Annotated in this window: 23 protein-coding genes; 14 read left to right on the top strand and 9 right to left on the bottom strand. The window is 70.9% G+C overall.

What is annotated here, in order from left to right:
• Window positions 1-62 precede the first annotated feature (62 nt).
• On the top strand, window positions 63-308 hold the full coding sequence (locus J7E97_RS26200; protein WP_215031967.1) for a hypothetical protein: 246 nt from the start codon (window positions 63-65) through the stop codon (window positions 306-308).
• A 260-nt stretch (window positions 309-568) separates the two neighbouring features.
• Here J7E97_RS26200 and J7E97_RS26205 read toward each other — a convergent pair whose 3' ends face one another.
• The 3 genes from J7E97_RS26205 to J7E97_RS26215 form a co-directional block, all read right to left on the bottom strand.
• Complete coding sequence (locus tag J7E97_RS26205; protein ID WP_215031970.1) at window positions 569-790, bottom strand: helix-turn-helix transcriptional regulator; 222 nt, start codon at window positions 788-790, stop codon at window positions 569-571.
• Window positions 790-1,275, bottom strand: a complete 486-nt coding sequence (locus J7E97_RS26210) for a DUF2975 domain-containing protein (protein WP_215031972.1) — start codon at window positions 1,273-1,275, stop codon at window positions 790-792. Before J7E97_RS26210 ends, J7E97_RS26205 begins: the two co-directional genes overlap by 1 nt.
• Window positions 1,276-1,417: 142 nt before the next feature.
• The gene (locus tag J7E97_RS26215; RefSeq protein WP_251055181.1) at window positions 1,418-2,629 is read right to left on the bottom strand and encodes a serine hydrolase; all 1,212 of its coding nucleotides are present in this window, start codon (window positions 2,627-2,629) and stop codon (window positions 1,418-1,420) included.
• A gap of 147 nt (window positions 2,630-2,776) precedes the next feature.
• Here J7E97_RS26215 and J7E97_RS26220 point away from each other — a divergent pair, with 147 nt between their 5' ends.
• Together J7E97_RS26220 and J7E97_RS26225 are read left to right on the top strand one after the other, a co-directional pair.
• Complete coding sequence (locus tag J7E97_RS26220; RefSeq protein ID WP_215031975.1) at window positions 2,777-3,658, top strand: NAD(P)H-binding protein; 882 nt, start codon at window positions 2,777-2,779, stop codon at window positions 3,656-3,658.
• Window positions 3,659-3,911: 253 nt separating this feature from the next.
• Window positions 3,912-4,133 carry a hypothetical protein gene (locus tag J7E97_RS26225; protein ID WP_374224239.1) on the top strand — a complete coding sequence of 74 codons (222 nt, stop codon included), beginning with the start codon at window positions 3,912-3,914 and terminating at the stop codon, window positions 4,131-4,133.
• A 209-nt stretch (window positions 4,134-4,342) separates the two neighbouring features.
• On the opposite strand, the gene J7E97_RS26230 is transcribed toward J7E97_RS26225, so the two are convergent.
• The 3 genes from J7E97_RS26230 to J7E97_RS26240 all read right to left on the bottom strand — a co-directional run bounded on the left by J7E97_RS26230 (window position 4,343) and on the right by J7E97_RS26240 (window position 7,553).
• The gene (locus J7E97_RS26230) at window positions 4,343-5,545 is read right to left on the bottom strand and encodes a questin oxidase family protein (protein ID WP_215031977.1); all 1,203 of its coding nucleotides are present in this window, start codon (window positions 5,543-5,545) and stop codon (window positions 4,343-4,345) included.
• A gap of 130 nt (window positions 5,546-5,675) precedes the next feature.
• Entirely contained in the window at window positions 5,676-6,320 is a 645-nt protein-coding gene (locus tag J7E97_RS26235) for a dihydrofolate reductase family protein (RefSeq protein WP_215031980.1), read from the bottom strand.
• A gap of 147 nt (window positions 6,321-6,467) precedes the next feature.
• Window positions 6,468-7,553: an oxidoreductase gene (locus J7E97_RS26240; protein WP_215031983.1), complete on the bottom strand. Its 1,086-nt coding sequence runs from the start codon at window positions 7,551-7,553 to the stop codon at window positions 6,468-6,470.
• 317 nt (window positions 7,554-7,870) lie between these two features.
• On the opposite strand from J7E97_RS26240, the gene J7E97_RS26250 reads away from it, so the two are divergent.
• Window positions 7,871-10,222 carry an ADP-ribosyltransferase domain-containing protein gene (locus tag J7E97_RS26250; RefSeq protein WP_251055182.1) on the top strand — a complete coding sequence of 784 codons (2,352 nt, stop codon included), beginning with the start codon at window positions 7,871-7,873 and terminating at the stop codon, window positions 10,220-10,222.
• Window positions 10,223-10,346: 124 nt separating this feature from the next.
• Here the strand turns inward: J7E97_RS26250 and J7E97_RS26255 are convergent, their stop codons facing one another.
• Window positions 10,347-10,958 carry a GPP34 family phosphoprotein gene (locus J7E97_RS26255; protein WP_215031986.1) on the bottom strand — a complete coding sequence of 204 codons (612 nt, stop codon included), beginning with the start codon at window positions 10,956-10,958 and terminating at the stop codon, window positions 10,347-10,349.
• Window positions 10,959-11,260: 302 nt separating this feature from the next.
• On the opposite strand from J7E97_RS26255, the gene J7E97_RS26260 reads away from it, so the two are divergent.
• The 8 genes from J7E97_RS26260 to J7E97_RS26295 all read left to right on the top strand — a co-directional run bounded on the left by J7E97_RS26260 (window position 11,261) and on the right by J7E97_RS26295 (window position 17,058).
• Complete coding sequence (locus tag J7E97_RS26260; protein WP_215031989.1) at window positions 11,261-12,592, top strand: MFS transporter; 1,332 nt, start codon at window positions 11,261-11,263, stop codon at window positions 12,590-12,592.
• 122 nt (window positions 12,593-12,714) lie between these two features.
• Window positions 12,715-13,338 carry a TetR/AcrR family transcriptional regulator gene (locus J7E97_RS26265; RefSeq protein WP_215031992.1) on the top strand — a complete coding sequence of 208 codons (624 nt, stop codon included), beginning with the start codon at window positions 12,715-12,717 and terminating at the stop codon, window positions 13,336-13,338.
• 32 nt (window positions 13,339-13,370) lie between these two features.
• Window positions 13,371-14,192 (top strand): alpha/beta fold hydrolase, encoded by an 822-nt coding sequence (locus J7E97_RS26270; protein ID WP_215031995.1) that lies wholly within the window; start codon window positions 13,371-13,373, stop codon window positions 14,190-14,192.
• A gap of 181 nt (window positions 14,193-14,373) precedes the next feature.
• Entirely contained in the window at window positions 14,374-14,541 is a 168-nt protein-coding gene (locus tag J7E97_RS26275; RefSeq protein WP_251055184.1) for a hypothetical protein, read from the top strand.
• 124 nt (window positions 14,542-14,665) lie between these two features.
• Entirely contained in the window at window positions 14,666-15,292 is a 627-nt protein-coding gene (locus J7E97_RS26280; RefSeq protein WP_215032000.1) for a hypothetical protein, read from the top strand.
• Window positions 15,289-15,576, top strand: coding sequence for a hypothetical protein (locus tag J7E97_RS26285; protein WP_215032003.1), 288 nt, complete (start codon window positions 15,289-15,291; stop codon window positions 15,574-15,576). The genes J7E97_RS26280 and J7E97_RS26285 overlap by 4 nt, the downstream gene beginning before the upstream one ends.
• Window positions 15,577-15,738: 162 nt before the next feature.
• On the top strand, window positions 15,739-15,996 hold the full coding sequence (locus tag J7E97_RS26290; RefSeq protein WP_215032006.1) for a hypothetical protein: 258 nt from the start codon (window positions 15,739-15,741) through the stop codon (window positions 15,994-15,996).
• A gap of 186 nt (window positions 15,997-16,182) precedes the next feature.
• The gene (locus tag J7E97_RS26295) at window positions 16,183-17,058 is read left to right on the top strand and encodes an IS5 family transposase (protein WP_215032009.1); all 876 of its coding nucleotides are present in this window, start codon (window positions 16,183-16,185) and stop codon (window positions 17,056-17,058) included.
• 40 nt (window positions 17,059-17,098) lie between these two features.
• Here the strand turns inward: J7E97_RS26295 and J7E97_RS26300 are convergent, their stop codons facing one another.
• Window positions 17,099-17,482 carry a VOC family protein gene (locus J7E97_RS26300; protein ID WP_215032012.1) on the bottom strand — a complete coding sequence of 128 codons (384 nt, stop codon included), beginning with the start codon at window positions 17,480-17,482 and terminating at the stop codon, window positions 17,099-17,101.
• Between the two features lie 152 nt (window positions 17,483-17,634).
• Here J7E97_RS26300 and J7E97_RS26305 point away from each other — a divergent pair, with 152 nt between their 5' ends.
• Window positions 17,635-18,270 (top strand): hypothetical protein, encoded by a 636-nt coding sequence (locus J7E97_RS26305; RefSeq protein WP_215032015.1) that lies wholly within the window; start codon window positions 17,635-17,637, stop codon window positions 18,268-18,270.
• 357 nt (window positions 18,271-18,627) lie between these two features.
• Complete coding sequence (locus J7E97_RS26310; protein WP_215032018.1) at window positions 18,628-20,367, top strand: PP2C family protein-serine/threonine phosphatase; 1,740 nt, start codon at window positions 18,628-18,630, stop codon at window positions 20,365-20,367.
• A gap of 51 nt (window positions 20,368-20,418) precedes the next feature.
• Here J7E97_RS26310 and J7E97_RS26315 read toward each other — a convergent pair whose 3' ends face one another.
• Entirely contained in the window at window positions 20,419-20,826 is a 408-nt protein-coding gene (locus J7E97_RS26315; RefSeq protein WP_215032021.1) for a PPOX class F420-dependent oxidoreductase, read from the bottom strand.
• Window positions 20,827-20,993 lie beyond the last annotated feature (167 nt).

The following is a 20,993-nucleotide window of genomic DNA, read 5'->3' on the forward strand; positions in this document are numbered from 1 at the left end:
GAAGTCGGACTTAACACCCACTGAGAGAGGTCGGCGACGCCCGCCGTGCACGGATCCTCGCGGTGTCCCACGGAATCCCTCCCTACCTGTGGATCGGCCTGCTCCTGTCGGCCTTGCTTCTGGTGGCTGCCGCCGCGGTCCAGATCCGCGCCGTGACATGGACGAGCGCCCTCAGCATCGGCCTGCTGACACTTTTGGTGTCAGCCGTGCTGGCCGTGCTGTCAGCAATGAACCACCCCTTCAGTGGGGGGATCCACGTCGAGCCCGAGCCGTTGAAATTCGCCTTGCAACGGTTCAACGTCCTCTGAGAGGACGTTGAGTCCGATCTTTCTCAATGGCGGCCGCGTGAACGTCATCGAACTCCTGGCAGATCTCCGGATCCGGCAGGACGCGGCCGCCACTCTCGCCTGATCAACCCGAACACCCACGAGTCGGATACCTCGCCGTTCACGACGCAGTCCTCCCGCAACGTCCCTTCATGCATGAAGCACCATGTCCATGCCGTCCGCGGTGCCGCGGCACCGGGCCCGGTGCGCGCCGGGCGTCTTCGGGGCCGCCACGGGGCACGTCATCCGCCCGCGGCGTCCTCGGGCTCCCAGCGCAGCAGGTCGCCCGGCTGGCACTCGAGCACCTCGCAGAGCGCGGCGAGCGTCGCGAAGCGCACCGCCTTGGCGCGGCCGTTCTTGAGTACCGCCAGGTTGGCGGGAGTGATCCCTACCCGGTCCGCGAGCTCGCCCACGGACATCTTCCGCCTGGCCAGCATCACGTCGACGTCGACGGCGATCGGCATCAGATCACCTCGTCCAACTCGGCCTGCATCTGCGACGCTTCGGCGTCGCGCGCGACGGCCTGGGCGAGCAGCATCCGCAGCACGAGCACGAGGAGCGCGACCCCCAGAATGGCCAGGCCGACCCCGCCCATGATGACGGTGACTCCCGGATCTTCCCGCTGACCCGGCGCATTGAGGATCGTGACCGCGAACCACACGAGGGCAACCGCCACGATCGCGCCGATCACGACGTCCACGTACCGGAAGGCTGCGTCGGAGAACACGGTTCCGCGTCGCACCATCGTCACCAGCCGCCACACGCAGACCAGGGCGACCTGGACCGGCACCAGGCCCAGGATCGTGATCAAGCGCAGCGGGGTCAGCGGGAGCGACCCGTCCTCCGGATCGGTGGCCAACGCCCACACCATCAATGCCTGCACGGACACGGTGCCGACGAGCACCACCACGAGCACGGCGCGCAGCGCACCCATTGTCAGCTTCCCCATGACCCATCCTTCCATCGACTCACGATGGGAATCTATCGAATCTCGACAGATGGGGCAAGGCCGGCCGCCCCTCAGCCGCGCGCTGCGGGTCGGAGAGGTGGCTCCGGTGGGCCTTGGGGGCCGGTGCGGGGCATCGGCCCCTTCAGCGCATCTTGAGCTCCTGTCCGGGGGCGAGCGCCGAGGAGATGCGTTCGGCGATGGTTTCGGCCGAGTTGCCCTCGGGACTCTTGGGTCCCTGCGTCACGGAGACGGAGATCGCGAGCTTCTTCGCCGGCAAGTAGGCCTGTATGGCCGCGTAGCCCGAGAACGACGGGTTCGTCAGGATCCAGCCGTTGACGACGATCAGACCCAGGCCGAAGTGGTGGGCAGCCGTATTGGTCAGGAGGCAGACGCTGGCCGGGCAGGAAGCCGTTGCGTGGCCGAGGCCGATGGTGCCGGGGTCGAGTTGGGTCCGGAACGACTTCTCGGACACCAGCTCCCCGGTCCCGACGGCACGCGCGGAGCGGTCCAGATCGCAGATGTTCTGCACGAGGACCGCGCCGGGAGCGGTGGTCCAGGAGGGGTTCCAGAAGGTCGACTCCTCGTAGGTTCCGCGTTCGGAGGTGAAGGCGTGCAGGACGGGTTCCGGGATCTGCGGCGTGTACTGGTTGCTGGTCTGGCTCAGCCCGAGCGGTTTCATCACGCGCTCCGTGAGCAGCTTGTCCAGCGAGACGCCGCTGATCTTCTCCAATGCGGCTCCGAGGATCGCGAAGTTGGCGTGCGAATAGCTCCAGTTGGTCCCCGGCTTGTACAGGAGCGGTTTGCCGGTCGCGATCCCGGTGACTTCGGCCGGTGTCCAGTTGCGGAACGGGGCGGCCTCGAGCTCGGCGAGGAAGGCGGGGTCCGTCACGTAGTCGTGGAAGCCGGACGTCGAGTCGCCGAGCATCCGCAGGGTGATCTCCGAACCGCGCGGGACCTCCGGCAGCCAGCGCGACACCGGGTCGTCGAGCGAGGCCTTGCCCTGCTCGACGAGCTGGAGCAGTACGGTGCCCATGTAGACGATGGCCACGGACCCCGTGCGGAAGTGCATCGACGGCTCGGCCGGAACCCCCGTCATCGACTCCCCGAGCGCGGTGGTGAGCACCTCCCGGCCGTCGGAGGAAACCCGCAGGATGACGGAGTTCAGGCCGAACTCCCGCTGGGCCTGCTGAGCGATGGTGAGGACCTCGCGCGCGTCTCCCTGGGCGGGGCCGGGCGAGCTGACGCAGGTGTCCGGCGCCGTCGCGGCCGAAGCCGGGCCGGCAGCGGTGCCGACCGGAAGGGTCGCGCCCATCAGGCCGGCGATGCACAGCAGAACCGTACGAGTACGCCTCATCCCGCCAGTATGGGCGGACCCGGCGTGCGGCGCACTCGGCCCGGACGGCCGCCCGTGCGGACGAGGCGGGCGACCACGGTCTTCACTGCCCTCGGTCTTGGCCGCCTTGGCTTCTAACCTGAAGCCAAGTCTCCGAAGGAGGGTGCCATGCAGATCGCCGTCACTACCCCGACCGGGAATGTCGGTCGCCACGTCGTCGCCGCACTGGTTCGCGCCGGAGTGCGGCCGCGGGTCTTGGTGCGCGATCCCGACCGGCTGACGCCCGAGATCCGGAACGAGGTGGATGCCGTGCCGGTCGACCAATACGACGCCGACGCGGTGGTGGCCGCCACCCACGACGTCGGTGCACTGTTCTGGGTGGACCCGACCACCGGCAGTGAGAATCCCCTCGCCGACTACGCCCGCGCCACCAACAGCGTGGTCCGCGCCGTCACCGAGAACCGGATCGGCCGCGTCGTCTTCCAAAGCAGCGTCGGAGCCGAGAAGCGTCACGGCGCCGGCGAGATCGACGGCCTGGCACACACCGAAACCGCGTTGGATGACACCGGCGTCGACGTCACGCACCTCCGCTGCGGCTACTTCTTCACCAATCTCGAACTTCAACTCGATGCCCTACGAACGGGCACCCTCAAGGTGATCCTCCCACTCGACCAGCCCATGGCCTGGGTGGCACCTCGCGACATCGCCGAGGTCGCCGTCACCCGCCTGCTTTCTCCCGCCTGGTCCGGACGCTGTGTGCAAGCGGTTCACGGACCCGACGACCTCACCTGGCGACAGGTTGCCGACATCCTTACCGCCGCCACCGGCCGGCCGATCGGCGTCGAACGGATCACCGACAACGCCATGCGCACCCAGCTCCGCCAGGCCGGGATGACCGACGGACTGGTCGAAGCCGTGCTCGGAATGTCGACCGGCCTGCGCGAGAACTTCGTGCCCGAACAGCACCGGACCGTCCGGACGACCACCCCGACCACCCTCGCCGCCTGGGCCTACGACCACCTCCGGCACCAGGTCAACGACGCGTCGTGAGTAGCGGTCCACTACGTGGAGCACGGGACGGGTCGACCCGTGCTGGTGCTCCACGGCGCCGACGTCGACCACCGCGAGGCCGAGGCTTGCTTCGAGCCGCTTTTCCACGGCGTGGCGGGACTGTGGCTCGCGCGCGTCGAGCGCTCGAGCTGACCTGTAAACAGGCAGTGGGCGACGGCGCCGCCGCGCGGCCGGGGCCCGCCCCCACCGTTCGGGCCCTTCCCGGCCTGCGATGATGAGCAGGACCGTACGAATGAACGTAGAGGCGGGGAACATGGCCGGTCTGGTGCTGCTCGGCGTCTTGGTGCTCGCCCTCGGCGGGTGCGCGTGTGTGGTGTGGGCGGAGCGGGGCGGGCCGCGGTGGGTCCGCGGCGTGGCGGCCGTGACGCTCGCCGCGAGCGATCTGGTGCGTCGATCCGAGAAGAACCGGCGCCGGAGTCTGAACCGGACCACCGGCGACGGGGACAGCGACTAGGAACGGGCGAAGCAGCCTGACGGTGAAGGGGCGGACCTCGACGGTCCGCCCCTTCACCCTCGGGGCCCGGCCCTTCGCCCTCGGGGCCCGGCCCTTCGCCCTCGGGGCCCGGCCCTTCGCCCTCGGGGCCCGGCCCTTCACCCTCGGCGGCCCGGCCTCGCCGGCTCAACTGCCGCAGGTGTCCGCCCTCGTTCGACAGCCCGTCGTGCTCATGCGCCGGCTCCCCCTGTCGGCCAGGCAACCGTCGTCTCCGTCGGCCGGCCGTAGTCGACACCGTCGACGCCCCATCCGTACAGTTCACGGATCTGTCCCATGAACCAGTCCGCGCCACCCCGTGCGCGCTCCAAACCGGCCTCCGGGTCCGCCCACAGTTCGCGTACCTGGTGCTGGACACCGGCGTCGAGTTCCCAGCCGTCCAGGCGGATGCGGCCCCGCTCGTCGAGGACCAGCGGCGCTGCCCCCGTCAGCTGCGCCCACAAGTCGGCCGCCTGCTCGCTCGTCGTACGGAACCCGTCTCCGAGGACGGTGCGCAGGAACGCGGTGTACAGGGCGATCGAGGGGATCGCGCTCGACGCCTGGGTCACGGCCGCGCCCGCGACCGCGGTGAACGCCCGGCCCGTGGTCCCCAGCTCGGCGTCCAGTTCCCCCGCGGTGCGCTCCAGGTCTTCCTTGGCCGCGCCGATGGTGCCGTTTCGGTAGATCGGCGCCGTGAGCTCCGAGCCGATGTACGTCAGCGCGACCGTGGTGAATCCGTTGGCCAGCAGGTCGCGTCCGGCCAGGGCCCGTACCCACAGCCTCCAGTCCGCGCCGCCCATCACCTGCTGCGTCGCGTGCCGCTCGTCGTCGCTGGCCGGCTCCAGCGAGACGTGTCCGACCTTGGGGGCGTCGCCGGAGAAGTCCAGGGCCGGAGCCTCGTACGGGCCGCCGAGCGGTTTGATCACCGAGTGGTGGACCGTACCGGTCGCCGGGTCGGTGCGGCGGGGGGCCGCGAGGCTGTAGACGAGGTGGTCGATCTTGCCGTACCGCTCCTCCACCAGGTCCAGTACCGGATGGGTGGATCCCCCGTAGATCCCGGGCAGCAGCCGTGGCCACCACACGGCCAAGAGCTCCTGCCACGCGTGATCGGCGAGCTCTCGTGAGAAGTACGCGATCCAGTCGGCTGCGCGGCGCGGGTCCCCCAGCGCGGTGCGCCAGTTGGCTTCGGTGACGGGAGCCACGGGGGTGGGGAACTCCTCGAGCTTCGTCTCGTAGAGATCCAGCCAGCGGTGCACGGCGCCCGACTGCCCGCGCGAGGCGAGCGCCTCGACCACCATCGGGGCGTGATTGGTGAGCCGGCCCAGGCGTTCGGGGCCCGAGGCGTGCAGCCGTTCCAGCGCTTCGTCGAGCACACCGCTCTCGTTCTGCATGTCCATGCAGAGCACGGTAGGCAAGGGGGCACGGCTTCCGTATCGGGCTGGGGTCGGAGCTTCGTCCGACCGGGACCTACGACCAAAGTCCGTCTGCTCACGACCCGAACCCCGCCCCGCACCCCTTCAGCCGGTTTCAGTCGTCGCGCCCGGCACCACGGTCGGGTGCGCTCATGTCTCCCGTCCCCGGCGTGCCGTGGGCGAGCCCGTAGCGCAAGTACACGGTGCCCTTCGGACCGGCTGCCGGCGGTTCGAGGAGCGTGACGTTCGTGGGCACCGCGCCATCGTCGAAGACCTTCTTGCCGACGCCGAGCACGATCGGGTGCACCCAGAGGTCGAGACGGTCGAAGAGCTTCTCGCGCAGGAGGGTTTGCACCAGGTTCAGGCTCCCGACGACCTTCACGTGCTCGTGCCGGTCACGGATCTCGCGCACCGCGCCGGCCAGATCCGGACCGAGCTGCGTGGACCCGGCCCACGAGAGGTCGGGCCGGCCGCGGGAGGCCACGTACTTCGGGACGCTGTTGAAGAGCGTGGCGATCTCGTTGTCCTGGCCGCCCTCCTGGTGCGGCCAGTAGGCGGCGAAGATGTCGTACGTCCGCCGGCCGAGCAGGAGGGCGTCCGTGCCCTCGTACGCGGCGCCGACCTGCGTCCCGGAGACGTCGTCCAGCAGGGGCGCCTGCCAGCCGCCGAACGGGAACCCCACCGGGTCCTCGTCGGGGCCGCCGGGCGCCTGCCCGACGAGGTCGAGGGTCGCGAAGAGCTCGATGTGGATGAGGCCCATGGCGTGCTCCCGATGGTGGCGGTGTCTGTCCCCTTCGGAAGGTAGACCAGCGGGCGCCGGCAAGCTCATCGCTGCGCCGGCCCTGAGCCTCACGTGACCGGGCGCGCGGTGCCCCGCTCGACGCGATCGCCGGCGGCCCGTCTCCGGTCAGCCCCGACCCGGCCGCTCCAGACGTCCCACCCGCCCCTTCTCCCCCGCCGCCCAGCAGCCACCGTCCGCCGTGCAGGCGACCGTGTCGAAGGACCCCGGGTCCAGTGCCCGCCAGGTGCGGCCACCGTCCACGGTCACGTCCGTGCCCGTCGGGCCCACCGCCAGGGCCGTGCCGGCGCCGTACGGGAACCAGGCCGCGCCCGAGCGGTACGCCGGCGGCGGGGTCGACGCCGGGCGCCAGGTGCGGCCCGTGTCCGAGGACACCGCCGCGGCCTGCGGGGAGGCCTCCCCGGTGCGGTAGTCACCGCCGACCGCGAGGCCCCTCGTACGGTCCCGGAAGGCGAGGCCGAAGACCCCGCGCGCCGGGTTACCCGCAGGGACGGTGGAGTCGGCGACCTGCCAGGTCAGGCCGCGGTCCGCGGAGTGCAGCACCCGCGCGGCCGCGCCGCCGCCGGTGGCCAGCCAGGCGTCGCGCGGACCGGCGGACACCAGGCACTGGCCGCTCGCCGCGAAACCCGCCTCACCCGCCAGCGCCTCCGGCATCCCGGCATTCGGCAACACCCGCCAGCTCCGCCCGCCGTCGTCCGTGGACAGGATGCGGAACTTCCCGTCCACCGGATCGCTCATCGCGAGCCCGTGCCGGGCGTCGAAGAAGGTGAGGCAGTCGTAGAAGGCCCGCGGGTCCGGGTTTCGGAAAGCCTCGGTCCACGTAGCGCCGCCGTCCTCCGTGCGGAGCACGCGGGAGGCCTCCCCTTCGCCGATGGCCAGGGCCACGGCGCGCCGCCCGTCGAAGGCCTCGATGTCCCGCAGCTCCAACCCCTCCGCGACGGCTCCCGGCGGCGAGACGTCCCGCCAGTTCCGCCCTCCGTCCGAGGTGCGCAGTACGGTCCCCTTCGAACCGGCCACCCAGGCCGTGGACCGGCTGACCGCCGCCAGGCCCCGGAAACGGGCGTCCTTGCCGGTCTCCTTGAGCGCCCAGCCCGCGCCCCGGAGGTCCCGGGACCCACCGGCGGCCTGCGCCGGCGCGGCCACCACCCCCAACAGCAGAGCCGCCGCGCACATGCCAACTCCCAGAAGTCTCATGGCGCCGGAAGCTAACGCACCCCGGACCCACCGTCCAGGGCGCGTCCCCATCCGCCGGCTTCCGGGGCGGCCCATGCCCCCGGAGGAACCGCGGCCGACGGGATCGGCGGGCGCCAGGAGACGCCGGTGCGGCAGCGAAGGGATCCGGCCAGACCGTGCCCGTACGTCGCCGGCCGTGGCCCGGGCAGGGCGACGGGGCTCGGGCGCTCTTCCGGAGCCATGACGGCTGGTCACCATCCCCTTCTCGGAGCGGCGTTGTCAGTGGCGGCGGTTACGTTCGAGGTGTTGCACAGGCCGTTTCCCGACAGGAGTGGACGATGTCCGAGAGCAGGGTTCAGCCCACGCTGAGGGTGGTGCTGGCAGACGTGAACGAACGCGTGGTGGAAGCGTGGCGGGCGGCGTTCGCCGACACCCCCGGCATCAAGATCCGCAGGGTTTCGATCCTCGACGAGGACGTCGACGCCTGGGTCACCCCGACGAACTCCCGGGGCAGGATGGACGGCGGGGTCGACGCCGTCATCAAGCGTCACCTCGGATCCGGCATCCAGGTACGTGTGCAGCGCGCGATCCGCGACCGGTTCTCCGGAGCCCTCCCGGTGGGCAGCGCGGTCTGCGTCCCCTCCGGGGCAACGGCCCCCCGATATCTGATATCGACGCCGACCATGGTGCGGTCCTCGCAGAACGTGAGTGCCACGCTGAACGTGGCGCTCGCGTGCGCCGCCGCGTTCCAGGCCGTCCACCGGCAGAACCGGCAGGCGCCGGGGAGCATCCGCTCCGTGGCGCTGGTCGGGCTGGGTGCGCAGACCGGACGGGTCCCGGCCAGGGTGTGCGCCAACCTGATGTGGACCGGCTACACGCTCTTCCACGACCACTGGTTCGAGGATGACGACGAGTTGCGCGCCACGATCATCACGCAGCTCGACGGGATCGAGAACGCCCCCGTCGAGGAGCGGGTACGCATAGTGCCGCCGAAGACCGTTGAGCCCGTCCCCGCCGGCCAGTCCGCCGGCTACGTCCATCCCTCGGACACGACGACCGAAAGTCACTCCCCCATGCCTGACGCGATCAGCGGCGCTGCGCCGATCCAGCCCGACATGAACGACCCGTTGGCCCTCGACGAACTCTTCAACGGCGGCGGTGAGGCCTGGCTTCCGCTCCTGAAGCCCGTCATCGAGGCGCTGCCGGACGCCGCCCGGTTCATCGGCAAGGGCCGTAGCCCTGAGGTCGTGCCGGTCCGTGAGCTGACCTTCCAGGCTCTCAAGCCCCATCCTCCGCACAAGTGGAAGGTCGTCGCCTTCGGCCAGAACCCCTACCCGCGGCCGGAGAGCGCGACGGGCATAGCCATGTTCGACAACGCCTTCAACGACTGGAAGGACAGCCAGTTCGGCCGGGTCGTCAGCGTCCGCTGCATCATCAAGGCGGCGGCGATGTGGAAGTACGGCATCGCCAAGAAGACGCCCATCGCCGACGTTCGCGCGCTCTTGAAGGAGCGGGACACCGTCCAGCCGCCGGAGTGGTTCCAGGCGATGCTCACGCAGGGCGTGCTGTTGCTGAACGCCTCGCTCACCGCCAGCGGCGACGGAGCGATGGCTACGGACCAGCACACGGCGTTCTGGCGGCCCGTCGCCGAACGGATCGTCGAGGAGATCCTCAAGGCCAAGCAGGAGGCCGACGAGGAGGACCGCGGGATCGTGTTCGCCTGGTGGGGGGCGCACGCCCGCAACCTGAAGAGGGTCGTCCTGCGGCTCCAGGAGAAGTACCCGGACGTCGAGGTCCGGCACATCGACCACGCGAACCCGGCGGCGCAGGGCGACATCTTCTGCGAGGGCGATCACTTCGCCCTGGTGAACGAGGCTCTCGCGTCGCTGGGTGCCGACGGGATCGACTGGCTGCCGAGCAAGGGGTGGAACGAGGGAGCCGCCGGTACGGACGGGGGTGTCGCGGCGCGCATGGGCGCCTTCATCGAGTCCACCATGAACCTGCACCAGCTGTACCTGGAGCGGCTCACCAGCGTCAAGGACGAGGGCCTGCTCCTCCCCGCGATCACCGGTGTGTTCGATACCCCGCTGATGGATTTCCAGGACGCCGTCGCACCGGTCGCCGAGACGCTGTCCGGGCTCGCCGGGCACATCGACCGGTCACGCGACTTCGGCAAGCGGCGGGCGGACGAGACGTCCGGCAGCCTGTCCGCCGACGCGATCGCCGCGCTCCACCTCTACACCTGCGAGTCCGCCTTCTACCGCGAGATCAATGCCGTCCTCCGCTCCCCGGACCGCACCAGGGTCGGGCCCTACCTGCCGTACCTGCGGCTGCTGTTCTCGGCGGTCTCGGGGCTGCCCGCACACACGCAGCCGCTGTGGCGCGGTGTGTCGCTGGACCTGCGGGCGCAGTACCCGGTGGGTCGGACGGTCACCTGGTGGGGCGTCTCCTCGTGCACCTCCGAGCTGAAGGTGGCCCGGTCGTTCCTGGGCAGCCGCGGAAAGCGGACGCTCTTCGAGGTGACCGCCGCCCAGGCGGTCGGGATCAAGCGCTTCTCCGCGTTCACCGGAGAGGAGGAGTACATCCTCACGCCGGGCACTCAGCTCAAGGTGACCGACGTGAAGAGCGAGCGCGGCGGCCTGTGCACGGTCAAGCTGACCGAAGTGGACGCCGCTCCCGTGGTGTACTGACCCACCCTCCCGGGCGGGCCACCCCTGCCCCGCGCTCCGCGCTCCAGGTGACCCTCGCGGCAGCTGCCGCGGCCGCACCCGACCAGCCACGGGGCCGGGGGACCCGCCTGCGCGGGCCCTGCCGTCATCCGGCGCCGCCTCGCCAGATGTTGTCGAACGCCGCGTTCTCGATGGCTCGGCGTTGTCTTACGGACGCCAGTTCCACCAGCGCGTCGTTGACGGCGGCGAGCACGGTCGCGACGGCGTCGTCGGTCACCTCCGGAGAGTCTCCGGTCCGCTCGCCGCGGACGCCCACGGCCTCGGCGAGGGCCACGAAGGCCGGGTCCTCCGATGTCCAGCGGTCCGCTGCCAGACGCCGGGCGGGCGAATCGGCGAGCATCAACTGACCGGCCCGGAAGGAGATTCCGGTGCGGCGCTGCCGGATGAGCTGCCCCTCCGCCTCGAGCGCCGCCTGGTAGGCCGCTGACAGGCCACGGCCCCTGCGCCACAGCCAGTCGGCGACCGACTCGTACGGCGCTGTCCGGACGAGCGCGGCGGCTGCCTCGTCCAACAGGCGATCGGCCGGTGCCGACTGGTCGCCCGGCACGATGTCATCCCCGTGCAGCCTGATGGACCGGGCGGCGAGGAGGTCGATCAACTCCGCCCCTGCGAGCGCGAGGGACAGGTCGCCCTGCTCGACGGGGCGACTGCCTTCCATGTCCATGGCAACGATCAGCAAGTCCCGCGGTGTGGTCATCAAGGGCTCCTCTCCATACGGATGCGATGTCGGTCTCCTCCAGCAGCGCCCGGATGGCGGCGGGCCGCCGGCCGTCGAGCAGCCCGGCCGCGGCGAGCACGAAGGCGCCCGGGCAGATGCCGACGATCCGCGCCCCGCGCCGGTGCGCCCGGCGGGCCGGCCGACTGGGGGCCTGCAGCAGGGCCACGACCCGGTGGAGTGCCGGGGACTTCGGCAGCGGACGAGGCGTCATGGCGTGAAAGTACCTGGTCCTGTCGTTTGGGACACTGGGGTCGCCGATTGGTCCAGTCCAGTATCGTCCTATGACCACCGCGCAGACACATATCCAGAACGTCCAGAACGCCGAGCCCTCCGGGAACGCCGGGAACGCCGGGAACTTCGAGACCGTCCAGTCCGATCCGCCAACCGCCCGGCACCCGTTGTGGGACCGGCGATTCACGCTCTACTTCATCGCCCGCGCCGTCTCCCTGGTCGGCGACGCGATGATGCCGGTGGCCGCCGCGCTCGCCGTCGGCCCGCTGTACGGGATCTCCGGGGTCGGCTGCGTCCTCGGCATCTGGACCGGGACGTTCGTGCTCCTGGTCCTGTTCGGCGGAATGTTCGCCGACCGGATCGGCGCCCGCCGGATGATGGTCGGCGCGGACCTCGTCCGGGTGCTCACCCAGGGTGTGCTGGCTGCCGCGTTCTTCGCCGGGGCGCCGCCGTTCTGGCTGCTGGTGACCATGGCGGCACTGGCCGGTGCGGCCGTCGCGATGTTCCTGCCGGGGGTGAACGGGATGGTCCCGCTGGTCGCCCGCGAGCCGCAGCGGGCGAACGCCACGCTCAAAGTGGCCGACGCGCTCGCCCACTTGGCCGGACCGGCCGTGGCCGGCGTACTGATCGCGCTGACCGGCGCAGGGACCGTGTACGCGATCGACGCCGGCACCTTCCTGCTCAGCGCGCTGTGCCTGGCGCTCATCCGGCTCGCCCCGGCCGACGCACCGACGGGCACCTCGGGAGGCGCCGACTCCTCCGCCCGCGGGGGCGGTTCACTGCGTCTCGACCTGCGCCAGGGCTGGCAGGAGTTCCGCGCCCGCACCTGGATGTGGGCGGTGATCCTGATCTGGGTCGGCTACGGCGTGCTCGTTTTCGGCCCGCTGGTACCACTCAGCTCGGCGCTGGTCGGCGCCCGCCTCGGCCCCAACGCCTACGGCCTGGCGGTCTCCTTCCTCGGCGTCGGAACCGTCCTCGGCGGGCTGCTGGCACTGCGGCTGCGCCCGGCCCGGCCCCTGGCCGCCGGCGCGGCGGCGATGGCCCTGTACACCGTGCTGCCGCTCTGCGTGGCACTGGGCGCCGGCCTGCCGGTGCTGCTGGCGGGCCACGCCGTCGGCGGTGGCGCCTTGGCGTTCTGGTCGGTGATGTGGGCGACCAGCGTGCAGACGCACACCCCGCCCGCGGTACTCAACCGGGTCAGCGCCTACGAGTTGGCCGGCTCGGTGTCCGGGATCGCGCTCGGCCAGATCCTGACGGGGCCGGCCACCTCGCTGGCCTCCCCGGACCGCCTGCTGCTGGTGTCGGCGGGCGCCGGCCTGGCGGGCTGCGTGGCGCTGTTCGCGATCCCCGCGATCCGCACCCTGGGCCACGCCGCTCCGTGAACGGCGCCAAGCCCGCCACAGGCCCTCGTTGTCGCGGTGCCCGGCGCGCCGCCACTTGACCCTATCCATAGCCACCTCTAAATTTAGAGAGCTCTCTAATATCTGGCGAAGGGGCGTGCGCGATGCAGACGGTCGAAGGGGGGCTACGTGAGCACCACAAGGCCCAGCGACGGCTCCGGATCCTGGACGCGGCCCGCGAGCTCCTGCGCGCCGAGCCGGACGCGGCGATCAGTACCGAGCGAATCGCCGCGCGGGCGGAGGTCTCCCCGGCCACCGTGTACAACCTGATCGGACCGCGGGACAAGATCTGGGAGGCGCTGGCCGCCGGGTTCATGGACGAGCTCGAGGGCCGCCTGGCGGTACTGGCCGGCAGTGACCCCCGGGAGGTCGTCCGGTCGACCGTCCAGCTGTTCGTGGACGACCCGGTCGTGTCGCGCCGCATGGTGCGCGAGTGGGAGAAGAGCGGCCTCGTACTCGACCGCAGTCCGCTCACCCAGGTCCGCCAGGCGATGGCGGACGCACGGACCCGAGGCCTCCTGCGCGCCGACATCGACACGGACGCCCTGGCCGCCGTGGTCGCCGCCTCGTGTGTGGGCGCGTTGCACCAGTGGGTCGCCGCCCTGATCGATGACGAGCGCTTCCTCGCGCGCGCTCTGTTCTCGCTGGACGTCGCGCTCGCCGCCGCGGCCGCGGATCCCCACCGCGACCAGTTGCTCGCGCCGCTGCGGACCCGAGGCCCGGCATGACGGCCGGCGCACCGCCGCGACCGCGAAGCTTCGTGGGCCGCGGCGGAATCCGGCTCGCGGCGGACGTGTGGGGCGAGGCGTCCTCGCCGCCCCTCGTCCTGCTGCACGGCGGCGGCCAGACCCGGCACGCCTGGGCTCGAACCGGATCGCGACTGGCCGCTCTGGGGTGGCAGGTCATCGCCCCGGACCTGCGTGGGCACGGCGCCAGCGGATGGTCCGCCGACGGTGACTACGACCTCGAACTGTTCGCCGATGACGTCCGGGCGCTCGTCGCCGACCTCGACGACCAGCCGGTCCTCCTGGGCGCCTCCCTCGGAGGCCTCAGCTCGCTGCTCGCCGCCGGAGAAGCACCCCACGCGGCGATTCGCGCCCTGGTGCTCGTCGACGTCGCCCATCGACCGGATCCCCGCGGGTTTCGCCGCATCGTCGAGTTCATGCGCGGCCACCCGAACGGCTTCGCCGATTTGGGGGAAGCGGCCGCGGCGGTTTCCGCGCACTTGTCGCACCGTCCGCGTCCGGACGGCCCCGACGGGATGCGGCACAACCTGCGACGCCAGGGCGATCGCTGGGTCTGGCACTGGGACCCGCGGATGCTGGACAGCTTCGAGGGCCGGATGGACCCGCCCGGCATGGCCGAGCGTCTCCTCGACGCCGCGCGCCGCGCCGGCGTGCCGATCCTGCTCGTCCGCGGCGGGAACAGCGACGTGGTGCGCGAAGAGGTCGCCGAGCAGTTCTGCGACCTGGTCCCGCGCGCACGGCGCGTCGACGTCACCGGCGCGGGGCACATGGTGGCCGGGGATCGGAACGAGCGCTTCATCGACGCGGTCCTCCCCTTCCTGGAAGAGACCGGCTGAGCGGGGCGAAGGCCGGCAGCGGAGGAACAGGGCCCCGCCGGGTCGAACGGCTACGGACGCTACGGACTCCTCGCCGCCGTTCACCCGGCGTGCCGAACCAGCCGGATCCCCGCAGGCTGGACACATGCCGGATCAGACAGAGATCGTCATCCATCCCGTATCCCCCAAAGGTGGCCGAAAGGTGACCGTGCACGCACTGGGCGTGGACGCCGACCTCGGTCGCGCCCACTCCCCCGCCGACGTGTCGCAATTCCTGGCACGGGCCGGCCTGGAGCATGTGAATCTGTCCGAGGACGGGCCGATCCATTGGGAAGGCGGCGGCCCGGACGTGTGGAGTGCCGATATCTGACGTCCTCCGCACACAGCCCTCCTGGATAATTCCTTTCATCGGATCATCGCTTATTCGTCGTCTGGCGCTCTCCGGCGATGAATTGGAAGCGGTCCGTGCCCGATTGCGGGGCACGCGGCGGTCAGTGGTGGACGACGGCGAGACGGAAGCGGAACCGATCTCCGATGAGGTATTCGGCCTGCTCGGCGCCGGAGCCGTTGCCCTCGCGGCTCCCGGCGGGCCGACCGCGGACCCCGGTGCCGGCCCGCCGGCGAGCGCCTTCGCCGCGGTACCGATCACCGCCCTCACCGCGGTCGGAAACGCCCTGATCGAGGTCCGGCGGGCGGCGGGCACGGCGCCGGGCGCCGATCCCGCACAATCCCAACTCGCCGTGCGTGCCGCAGTCGTGGCCACCAAATCGCTAGAGGCCAACTCGGTCGCCCCGAACATCGGCTGGATCAACCTGGAGCGCATGGAAATGGCCCCGGCGGGCCTCGAGCGGGGCGAGCTCATCGCGACCATTCCGCTCGCACCGCTGGAGGAGACCGCCGTCACGCACAAGGAATGGTCGGTGCAGACCAAGGAGTTCAGCTCCATCGTGACCGACTCCCTGGAGAACACCAGCGAGACCGGGGTCACGGACAACACCGAACTGGCCCGGGCATCCCTCCGGCCAACCTCGGGCGTTCCGCCGTGCGGCTGGAGGACGCCGTTTACACCACCTGCGCGACCCCACTGGCACCGAACCCGACCAACCCGCAGGGCCCGGTGACCATCAAGGTCGAGTCGGCGGCGGGGTTCGTCGTCGGTGCGACGGTGGTGATCGACGTCGCGGACGAACGCGGGGTCCAGGAGGCCCAGACCGTCGTAGCGGTCAACACGGACCGCGACCAGATCGTCGTCGGGATGCTGAGTTGGTCCCACTCGGCGTCGCCCGCCGCGATCCCGGTCCTCCAGCCGGGGACCAAGGGGGCGCTCATCGCGGAGTGGAACGAGTACACCCCGTCGTCCGGGACGGACATCGCCATCACCTCCAACCTCGGCACCATCGCATAGGGAGGGGCAGTGCCCACGGACGAGCTGGACGAAGACACCCGCTGCGAACTCCTGGGTGAGCGGGACCCCAAACTGCTCACCGGATGGGAGTGGATCACCGCCGATCTCTGAGTCAGGTACCACTTCGAGCGCTACGTGAGGGAGTTGCCGGGCTCCACCCACGTGACACACCAGTTGGACCGGCTGCAGGAGGTCTTCGACCTGATCGCCGGTCAGGAGAAGGCGCAGGGCGGTCGGCCCCCGCTGTCCCGCGGCGAGGCCGCGCCGTACCGCAGGCTCACCGTCCAACCCAGCGATCCGGTGCTGTGGATGGCCTTGGAGGTGCTGAGCGAGGACTTCCGCAACCCGTCTCACCCTCCAAGGTCCTGGAGTTCCAGAAGCTGCTCGACCCCGCCGCGAAGACTCCGGCAGGCGTACTGATCGAGGCCGTGCGCAAGCTCACGCCGGGCGGTCAGCTCAAGCCGGACATGCTGGGGCTCCAGTCCTACGGCCTACGGCGGCGAGCTCACCATGGAGCAGGTGGAGGTCGGCACCCGGCAGGGCGGCCTGGAGACGTACTAGGCCGTGTATCGAAAGTAGATCTTGAGCTGTGCATGATCACGGTTCATGGGTCGGGGAGATCTCACGGACGAGCAGTGGGTGGTGTTGGAGCCGTTGTTGCCGAAGGGGGCGAAGGTGGGGCGGCCGCCCATCTGGCCTCGGCGGCAGTTGATCGACGGTTTACGGTTTCGGGTCCGGACCGGTGTTCCGTGGCGGGACGTGCCCGTCGAGTACGGGCCGTGGGGCCGGATCTACGACTTGTTCCGTCGCTGGCAGCGGGACGGGACCTGGCACCGGGTCCTCACCGGCCTCCAGTCCCTGGCCGACGCGAAGGGTGCGATCACGTGGGACCTGAGCGTCGACTCCACGGTGTGCCGCGCCCATCAGCATGCGGCCGGGGCTCGCAAACAGGGTGACCTGCAGAAGGAACCACCGGGCGGCGTCTTTGACGAGCCCCGCGATCACGGACTGGGACGCTCGCGCGGCGGGTTCACCACCAAGCTGCACCTGGCCGTCGAGCAAGGGCAGAAGCCCATGTCGATCGTGGTCACGGCAGGACAGCGCGGCGACTCGCCGCAGTTCGAACCCGTACTGGAGAAGGTCCGCGTGCCCCGCACCGGGCCGGGCCGGCCACGCGTCCGCCCCGACCGCGTGCGGGCCGACAAGGCGTACGCCTCCCGCAAGAACCGCGCCTACCTGCGCCGCCGGGGAATCCGCTGCACCATCCCGGACAAGGCCGACCAAGCCCGCAACCGGAAGAAGCTTGGTTCCCGCGGCGGCCGTCCGCCGAAGTTTGACCCGGAGGATTACAAGTCCCGCCACGCGGTCGAGTGCGGCATCAATCGCCTCAAAAGGCACCGCGCCGTGGCCACAAGGTACGACAAGCTCGCGGTCCGCTACGAGGCGACCGTCCTCGTAGCGGCCATCAACGAGTGGCTGTGACCAGCGGTCATACGAAACCGGCCGGGATTGCGCGTGGGCGTCAGGAACTCATCGCGGCTCGGTCGGACTCGCTGCGGAGAACGCAGAATTCGTTGCCCTCGGGGTCAGCAAGGACTGCCCACCCAGAGCCATCGGGATTCCGGTGATCGGTGACAAGGGTGGCACCGAGGGCGAGCAGCCGTTCCACCTCCTGCTCACGGGATGTCTCAGGGCGCAAACACAGATGGATCCGGTTCTTGATCTTCTTGGCCTCGGGCACCTGGTTGAAGTACAGCACTGGGCCCTCCGCCAGCAGCACCTGAGTCTCCCGGTCACCCGGTTTGTCCTCCGGATGGAGTGGACGGTCAGTCACTCTGCTCCAGAACCGGGCCAGCTCGTAGGCATCCGCACAGTCAATCGCCACGTTCTGCAATACCGAAACCATGCGTGTGATCCTTCCTCACTTCCACTTCCAGGCGCCACCGAGTTGCACTCGGCCTTGGCGCACACAGCTCAGGCGCATGGCAGCACTTTCGATACACGGCCTAGGAGCTGCAGAGCAAGCTGTCCATCCTGGAGGATCCCTGCGCGGTCCGGATGCGGCTCGAACTGACGTGGATGCAGCGCTCGCTCCAGGTCAGTGCCCGGGCCAGCACGTGGCGGCTGCATCCCGCCCTGATGCTCGTACCCCTGCCCCTGCACATCGACACCACGACCGGGAAGGCCGTGGTGTCCGACTGGCTGCGCTTCTGGCCCACCAACCGGGCACGGTTCCAGGCGTATCCGCAACAGGAGGGCGGCCGGCCTGGCTATTACGGGCTGGTCCTCTACCACGTGCACCGGGCGGTGTTCGACAGCTCCCTGATCCCGAAGAAGATCAAGGAGCTGATGGGCAAGGCGGTACGGGAGTGGCACCAAAGGCGCCGGGCGCCCGGGCCGACGCTCGTGCCCGAACTGGTCACGGTGATGCAGGCCGACCGGCGCCTCTTCACACGGGCCGGCGAGCTGTTCCTCGCCGACCTCGGCGCGACCGCCCTACTGGCCCTCTTCGTCTGGGTGGCCGTCGAGGCGGGGGTGATCGCCGGACTCGCCGCCGCTGGCCGCGTGGGCCTGTCCGCACTGGCGGCCACGCCCGCGGCGCTGTCCCGGGCGGTCGTCGACATGGCGGAGTTCACCCGTGATTTCCTGGCCGTGGCCACCCAGATGGCCTTCGCCATCCCGGCCCGGCCCTGACGGCGTCCGGCCGGGTCCTGATCCGCCGCGGGCGGCGGCCGCCCCGGCGCCGGCGCGGGCCATCCGGGCGGGCCATCCGGGCGGACGCCCGGGCCGTGCGCCCTGGCACCACGGCGCCCCTGTGGCTGCCGCTGTACGTTGGGAGTGGCCGTGCTGGTCGGGACCGGAGCGCGTGAGATCCGGCAGTCCTGAGCAATGAGGGCGACGGCCGGCCGCGGGACCGTCGGCCAGAGCACTGGCGCGTCGTTGTCGCTCTCACGCAGGCTCCCGGACGGCCGACGGAAGCAGACAGGGACAGAGTCCGCGGCAAGGCCCCACTGCCCGCTCCCGTCCCCCTCTCCCCCGTTGTGAGGAACGATGTCGCCTTTGATCCCGCAGGACCCCGGGTCGCTGAAGGAATTCCTCGCGCGCGAGGTGGCGGCCCTGCGCAAGGCCGCCGTGGGCGCCGCGGGGGTGCGGCTGGATGAGGGGGCGTCCGCGTCCGACCTGGCGGACGGTCCGCCTGAGACCTGCGCCTGCGGCGAAGGCCACGCCCACGGCCACGCCCACGGCCACGGGCATTCCAGCGGCGACGGGCCGGAGGGCCACGATCCGTGGGCGTGCATCTGCGCCACGCTGCCCGCCATCCCGGTTTCCGCGGCACTGCTCGTACCCGTGCGCGACGACGACGGCCTGACCGTGGACTTCACCGTCAGGGCCGGGAACCACGTCCGGCCGGCCCGGTGGATGGAGGCACCCGACCGCCACGTCGGCAGCGCGCTGCGGGACGTCCAGCCTGGGGCCGCCGCCGCTGGTCTGATCGACGCGCTGGCCGGAGTGCTTCGCACCGGTCGCGCCCTGACGTCGATGGCGGTGGACTACACCGAGCGGCGCGCGGACGGCCTGCACCGCACGCAGTTGCTCTACGAGGCCGCATCGTGCGGGGACAACGTGCTGGCGACCTGGCGGCCCGCCCACAACCGTGCGGAGCTCCTGTCGCGCGACGCGCAGTACATCGCGTCCATGGGCTGGGGAACCTGGGACCTGCTGTCGGGCGAGACCACCTGGTCCGAAGGGCTGTGCTCGATCTTCCGCACCGATGCGACGCGGCCCCTGTCGCTGGCGGACCTCTGCGACGCCGCCCTGCTGGAGGACGTTCCCCGGTTCGGCAAGCTGCTGACGGGCCTGCTCGACGGGGAGGAGCCGCCCGGAGTCGAGGTCCGCTTCAGCGTGCTGGGCGAGATCCGGACCTTGCACCTGGTCGGCCGTCCGGTCCTCTCCACGGACGGGCTGGTGTGGTCGGTGCACCTCATCGCTCGCGATCTCACGACGCAGGTCCGCAGCCGGCAGCGGCTCGCGGCGACCCGGCGCCAGTCGGAGCGGCTGCGGGAGGAGGCGGCGGCCGAGCGGCGGGTGGCCGCGGTGCTGAGGGAGGCGCTGATGCCCACCCACTCGGCGGAGCTCGCCGGGATCGGGCTGTCCGTGGCGGCCGCCTACGTACCCGCGGAATCGGAGGCCGCCGTCGGCGGTGACTGGTACAAGTGCCGCCTGCTGCCCGACGGCCGGGGCCTGCTCGCCATCGGTGACGCCTGCGGGCACGGGCTGGGTGCCGTCGCACGGATGGCGCAGCAGCGGCACGCCCTGGCGGGTCTCGCGCACGCGCCGGGAACCCACGCCGGTCAGCTGACCACCTGGCTCAACGAGCTCCTGTGCAGCGACCCGGCAGCCCAGACCGCGACCGGGATCATCGGGCACGTCGACGCCGACCGCAACTTCCGCTGGGCCTGCGCGGGCCATCCGGCACCCCTGCTGCTGCGCGAGGGCCGGGCGACGGCCCTCGACACCAGCCACCGAGGACCGCTGTTCGGCATGCTGCCCGGCCACGAGTACGCCACGGTCACCCTGCCGCTCCGGCCTGGCGACCTCCTGCTGATGTACACCGACGGCATGGTCGAACGGCGCGGGGAGGACATCACCACGGGCATCGACGACCTCCTCGCGGAGCTGGTGGCGTGCGACGGGCTCACCGCCCAGGACGCCCTCGACCACATCATGGCCGCGTACACGCCGGAGACCCACGAGGACGACACCTGTCTGCTGGCCATCCGGCTGGACTGACCGACACGGCACCTGTCCCGGGCCCGGCGAGACGTGTGCGGGCGCTGTGCGTCAGATCGAGCCGACGACCTTGCGCGGGGTGATGCGGACGACGACGCGTTCGGCGTCGTCCTTCGACGCCGGGTTGAAGTCCGCGTAGTCCTTCCCGGTGTACTTATGCGACAGCGCGTTGATCAGTTCCTGCCCGCCCTCCAGCTCCAGAGTGGCCGAGCCGCGGACCTCGGCGTAGGTGTAGGGCGCGTTGTGCGGGTTGATCATGACGGTGGTCCGCGGGTCGGCGCGCAGGTTCTTCTCCTTGCGGCGGCCGACGGTCGTGGAGATCAGCAGGTCGTCGCCGTCCCGGGCGAGCCAAGTGATCGACAGCTGCGGGCTGCCGTCCGGCTGGATGGTGGCCACGGTCGCGAAGACGGGGCTGTCGTCGATGAGCTTCTTCAGGTCATCGGAGAGTTCAGCGGACACGGAGCGGGTTCCTTCCCTCGGCTGACTGCTGTCCCCGGACCGACTGCCGTCAGTGGAGCTCAGCACGGACAGCCTGCAAAATCAGGGCTGCCCCGGCAAGCTCGGCCGCTCCCGTGCCGCGCCGCGCGCCGCGGCTCTGACGCGCCCGATCCCGGGGATGGCCGGGC

This window comes from Streptomyces sp. ISL-66 (assembly GCF_018614135.1).
Taxonomy (GTDB): Bacteria; Actinomycetota; Actinomycetes; order Streptomycetales; family Streptomycetaceae; genus Streptomyces.

Coding starts and splice junctions, on each gene's coding strand:
- J7E97_RS26205 (WP_215031970.1), bottom strand. CDS start 790: ATGCCGATCGCCGTCGACGTCGACGTGATGCTGGCCAGGCGGAAGATG.
- J7E97_RS26210 (WP_215031972.1), bottom strand. CDS start 1,275: ATGGGGAAGCTGACAATGGGTGCGCTGCGCGCCGTGCTCGTGGTGGTG.
- J7E97_RS26215 (WP_251055181.1), bottom strand. CDS start 2,629: ATGAGGCGTACTCGTACGGTTCTGCTGTGCATCGCCGGCCTGATGGGC.
- J7E97_RS26220 (WP_215031975.1), top strand. CDS start 2,777: ATGCAGATCGCCGTCACTACCCCGACCGGGAATGTCGGTCGCCACGTC.
- J7E97_RS26225 (WP_374224239.1), top strand. CDS start 3,912: ATGAACGTAGAGGCGGGGAACATGGCCGGTCTGGTGCTGCTCGGCGTC.
- J7E97_RS26230 (WP_215031977.1), bottom strand. CDS start 5,545: ATGGACATGCAGAACGAGAGCGGTGTGCTCGACGAAGCGCTGGAACGG.
- J7E97_RS26235 (WP_215031980.1), bottom strand. CDS start 6,320: ATGGGCCTCATCCACATCGAGCTCTTCGCGACCCTCGACCTCGTCGGG.
- J7E97_RS26240 (WP_215031983.1), bottom strand. CDS start 7,553: ATGAGACTTCTGGGAGTTGGCATGTGCGCGGCGGCTCTGCTGTTGGGG.
- J7E97_RS26250 (WP_251055182.1), top strand. CDS start 7,871: ATGTCCGAGAGCAGGGTTCAGCCCACGCTGAGGGTGGTGCTGGCAGAC.
- J7E97_RS26255 (WP_215031986.1), bottom strand. CDS start 10,958: ATGACCACACCGCGGGACTTGCTGATCGTTGCCATGGACATGGAAGGC.
- J7E97_RS26260 (WP_215031989.1), top strand. CDS start 11,261: ATGACCACCGCGCAGACACATATCCAGAACGTCCAGAACGCCGAGCCC.
- J7E97_RS26265 (WP_215031992.1), top strand. CDS start 12,715: ATGCAGACGGTCGAAGGGGGGCTACGTGAGCACCACAAGGCCCAGCGA.
- J7E97_RS26295 (WP_215032009.1), top strand. CDS start 16,183: ATGGGTCGGGGAGATCTCACGGACGAGCAGTGGGTGGTGTTGGAGCCG.
- J7E97_RS26300 (WP_215032012.1), bottom strand. CDS start 17,482: ATGGTTTCGGTATTGCAGAACGTGGCGATTGACTGTGCGGATGCCTAC.
- J7E97_RS26305 (WP_215032015.1), top strand. CDS start 17,635: ATGCGGCTCGAACTGACGTGGATGCAGCGCTCGCTCCAGGTCAGTGCC.
- J7E97_RS26310 (WP_215032018.1), top strand. CDS start 18,628: ATGTCGCCTTTGATCCCGCAGGACCCCGGGTCGCTGAAGGAATTCCTC.